Source organism: Mesorhizobium sp. M4A.F.Ca.ET.022.05.2.1, from assembly GCF_003998845.1.
GTDB lineage: Bacteria > Pseudomonadota > Alphaproteobacteria > Rhizobiales > Rhizobiaceae > Mesorhizobium.
Window position 1 is genome coordinate 1 of the sequence record NZ_RZOJ01000516.1, and the last position, 3643, is coordinate 3643.

Annotated in this window: 5 protein-coding genes; 2 read left to right on the forward strand and 3 right to left on the reverse strand. The window is 65.4% G+C overall.

The window, feature by feature from the left end; genetic code table 11:
- Positions 1-416 (forward strand): trehalose-6-phosphate synthase (locus EN745_RS31760; protein ID WP_145992251.1); only part of this gene is annotated, 416 nt, incomplete at its 5' end.
- A complete protein-coding gene (gene otsB, locus EN745_RS31765; protein ID WP_127407694.1) occupies positions 413-1207 on the forward strand; it encodes a trehalose-phosphatase in 795 nt (264 codons plus the stop codon). The genes EN745_RS31760 and otsB, both read left to right, overlap by 4 nt.
- A 178-nt stretch (positions 1208-1385) precedes the next feature.
- On the opposite strand, the gene EN745_RS31770 is transcribed toward otsB, so the two are convergent.
- The 3 genes from EN745_RS31770 to EN745_RS31780 all read right to left on the reverse strand — a co-directional run.
- Complete coding sequence (locus tag EN745_RS31770) at positions 1386-2462, reverse strand: ABC transporter ATP-binding protein (protein WP_127423076.1); 1077 nt, start codon at positions 2460-2462, stop codon at positions 1386-1388.
- A complete protein-coding gene (locus EN745_RS31775; RefSeq protein ID WP_127407082.1) occupies positions 2459-3259 on the reverse strand; it encodes an ABC transporter permease in 801 nt (266 codons plus the stop codon). The genes EN745_RS31770 and EN745_RS31775 overlap by 4 nt, the downstream gene beginning before the upstream one ends.
- Positions 3259-3643, reverse strand: a 385-nt coding sequence (locus tag EN745_RS31780) for an ABC transporter permease subunit (protein WP_127423077.1), incomplete at its 5' end; no start/stop codon positions are given. The genes EN745_RS31780 and EN745_RS31775, both read right to left, overlap by 1 nt.

The following is a 3643-nucleotide window of genomic DNA, read 5'->3' on the forward strand; positions in this document are numbered from 1 at the left end:
CCGCCGATATCTGCATGGTCACCAGCCTGCATGACGGCATGAACCTCGTCGCCAAGGAATTCGTCGCCGCGCGCGACGACGAGCAGGGGGTGCTACTGCTCAGCACCTTCGCCGGCGCATCGCGCGAATTGCTGGAAGCGCTAATCGTCAACCCTTACGACGCGGCGATGATGAGCGGGGCCCTCTTGCAGGCGCTGACCATGTCGGCCGAGGAGCAGCGCGAGCGCATGCGGCGCATGCGCGAGATCGTGCGCGACAACAATGTCTACCGCTGGGCCGGCAGCATGCTTCTGGACGCCGCGCGCCTGCGCAAGCGTGGCGAGCTCGACCGCGTCACAGCCAATGCCGAGCGGTCAGCGATTGCCGATAATGTCGTCCCCATCTTCGAACGCAGACAGGTAGCAGGACTCCGATGAATTATCAGGCAGAGCTGACACCCCGCCTCCCCGAAGGCCGATGGGCGTTGTTCCTCGATATTGACGGCACCTTGCTGGAACACGCAGCCCATCCCGACGCCGTGTCGGTCAGCAAGGAGCTTCGCTTTCTGCTGCAGGCGATCGAGCGCCGGCTGGACGGCGCGCTTGCTTTCATCACCGGCCGCTCGGTCGCGGCGGTCGACCGACTGTTCGAACCGCTGAAGCTGCGCACTGCCGGTCTCTATGGGCTGGAGCACAGACTTGTCCCGGGCGGCCCTGTCGAGGCCGCTGACGAACCGGCGGACATGGCGGCGCTCGCCGACGAGATCGAACTGGAGCTGGCGAGCCAGGCCGTCTATGTCGAGCGCAAGGGCCCGGTGCTCGCCGTCCACACTCGTGCGGCTCCCCATCTGCTTGCCCGAGCGACGGAGTTGGTCGAGGCAGCGCTGACCCGCCTGCCCAAGGGTTATCGCGTGATTGCCGGCAATGCCGGTGTCGAATTGATGCCGCTCGACGCCGCCAAGGGTGCGGCGATCCGGCGCTTCTTGCAGCTCGATCCGTTCACCGGCCGACGGCCGGTGTTTCTCGGCGATGATACCTCGGACGAAAACGGCTTCGATACAGTCAATGCCGTAGGTGGGATCTCGATCCGCGTGAAGCCGCAGGGACCAACGGCGGCGGGCTATGTCATTGCCGATGTCGCCGGCGCCATCGCCTGGCTTCAGGCCAATTTCGGCGATCTCGCCAAGGAAGCTGGCCGAGGCGATGTCCGGCGTAGTCGCAGACTATGAGCTGCTGTCGCTAATAGGCCTGGTCGTGGAAAATTGTTCGGGGGGCGCGGCCGAAAGCCGATTGTTCCTTTCGTCGGGGCCTGAAGTCTATAAAGCTTGTAGACATTAGTGCCAACCCATCCGCGGCGCCAATCGCTCCGGCGCGAGCGTCGCCGCGGAATAGGGCTGGCCGGAGGGATCAGGCGGGAAACAGGAACGCCGCCGCCGGGTCGAAAAAGACCTGCCGCCGGCTTCCCGTTGCATTGTGCGTCGCCATGGCCGAGGACGTCGGCCTGATGTCGATCTCCTGCCCGGCGACTGTGCGCGCGACGATGCGGCGGCGCTCGCCATAGAAGGCGACATCGACAATCTCGACTGCAAGCTCGGCGCTTTTCGAGTTTCTTTCCAGATGAAACGCTTCCGGGCGGACCATCAGCCTGGCCTTCTGTCCGCGATCGAAGCTGCCGTTGGCGTTTATGCCCGACAGCACCGAGCCGTCGGCAAGCCGGATGGTCGCGGCACCGCCCACGGTTTCAAGGTGCTCGGCGGCCAAAAAGTTCGAATTGCCTATGAAGCCGGCGACGAAGTCGGTGGCGGGCCTGAGATAGAGGTCCTCGCCGGTGCCGATCTGCTCGATGCGGCCGTCCCTGAACAGGGCGATCCGGTCGGACAGATGCAGCGCCTCTTCCTGATCGTGCGTGACATAGAGGATGGTGACGCCGGTCTCGCGGTGAATGCGGCGGATCTCCGCCTGGATCTCCTCGCGTAGCTTCTTGTCGAGCGCGGAGAGCGGCTCGTCCATCAGGAGGATGGGCGGATCGTAGGCCAGCGCGCGGGCGAGCGCGACGCGCTGCTGCTGGCCGCCGGAGAGCGCGCCCGGAAGCCGTTCGGCGAAACTTTCGAGCCGCACCAGGGCGAGCATGTCGGCGACCTTGCGCTTGACCTCGGGGTCGGGCCGGCGGCGGACGCGAAGCGGAAAGGCGACGTTTTCGGCGACGCTCAGATGCGGAAACAGCGTGTAGCGCTGGAACACCATGCCGATGTTGCGCTTGTGCGAGGGCACCGCAAGCAGCGACTTTCCCTGCAACCGGACATCGCCGGAGGTCGGGTCCTGGAAGCCGGCGATCGCATAGAGCGTCGTCGATTTTCCCGAGCCCGACGGGCCGAGGAAGGTCAGGAACTCGCCTTTGGGAATCTCCAGCGTCACATCATGAACGGCGACGAAGGCGCCGAAAGCCTTGCGCAATTTGCGGATCGACAGGAAAGGATCGGTCATGTCTGCAACTTTCGGCGCAAGAGTGCCGTCACCACCATGAGGGCGAGCGTGAGCGCGACCAGCAGGCTGGAGGCGGCGGCAATGACGGGGGTGAGGTCGGAGCGGAGGCTGCCCCAGATCTTGACCGGCAAGGTCTGCAAGGTGGGGCTCGCCATGAAGATCGCCACGACCACCTCGTCCCAGGAGGCGAGGAAGGAAAAGATCGCGGCGGAGAAAATGCCGATGCGGATCGACGGCAAGGTGATCCTGAGCTTGGCCTGGAGCGGGCTGGCGCCGCAGACGATGGCCGCGTCCTCGATCGACTTGTCGAAGCCTTCGAGCGCCGTGGCGATCGGGATGATGGCGAAGGGGAGCGCCAGCACGGTGTGGGCAATGACGAAGCCGACCGTGGTGCCGCCGAGGCCAAGGCGCAGGAAGAAGGCGTAGATGGCGATGGCGAAGACAACGACCGGCAGCACCATCGGCGTCAGCAGCAGGCCGCGCAGAATCTCGCGCCCACGGAACTCACCGCGAACCAGCGCGAAGGAGGCAAGCACGCCGACGGCGACGGCAAGCAGGGCCGTCAGAGCGGCGATGCGGGCGCTGGTCAGCGCCGCCTCGATCCAGGACGGGTCGGCGAACAGCTCCTGATACCATTTCAGCGTCCAGCCCGGCGGCGGGAAGGCCAGCCAGCGCGACGAGCCGAAGGAGAGCAGCACAATGAAGATGACGGGCAGCAGCAGGAAGGCGGCGACGAGCGCGGTGAAGGTCAGCAGTGCAACCTTCAGCCAGCCCAGGCGGTCGTAGTCGAGCAGCATCAGGCGCCTCCCGCGGCTCGTTTTGAGCCGACAAGGCGCAGTTGCAGCGCGTAGAGCGCCATGGTGACGACCAGAAGGATGAAGGCTGCGGCGCTGCCGAGGCCCCAGTTGAGCAGCGACTGGATCATCTGCGCGATCATTTCGGCGAGCATCATGTTCGACGTGCCGCCGAGCAGCGCCGGCGTGACGAAATAGCCGAGCGACATGACGAAGACCATCAGCCCGCCGGCGGCAATGCCAGGAAGCGAGAGCGGCAACAGGATGCGGCGAAAGGCGGCGAGCGGGCTGGCGCCGCAAAGCGCTGCCGCGCGAAGCGTCATTGGATCGATTGCGCGCAGAGTGCCGACCAGTGGCAGGATCATGAACGGCAGCATGATGTAGACC

Coding starts and splice junctions, on each gene's coding strand:
- otsB (WP_127407694.1), top strand. CDS start 413: ATGAATTATCAGGCAGAGCTGACACCCCGCCTCCCCGAAGGCCGATGG.
- EN745_RS31775 (WP_127407082.1), bottom strand. CDS start 3,259: ATGCTGCTCGACTACGACCGCCTGGGCTGGCTGAAGGTTGCACTGCTG.
- EN745_RS31770 (WP_127423076.1), bottom strand. CDS start 2,462: ATGACCGATCCTTTCCTGTCGATCCGCAAATTGCGCAAGGCTTTCGGC.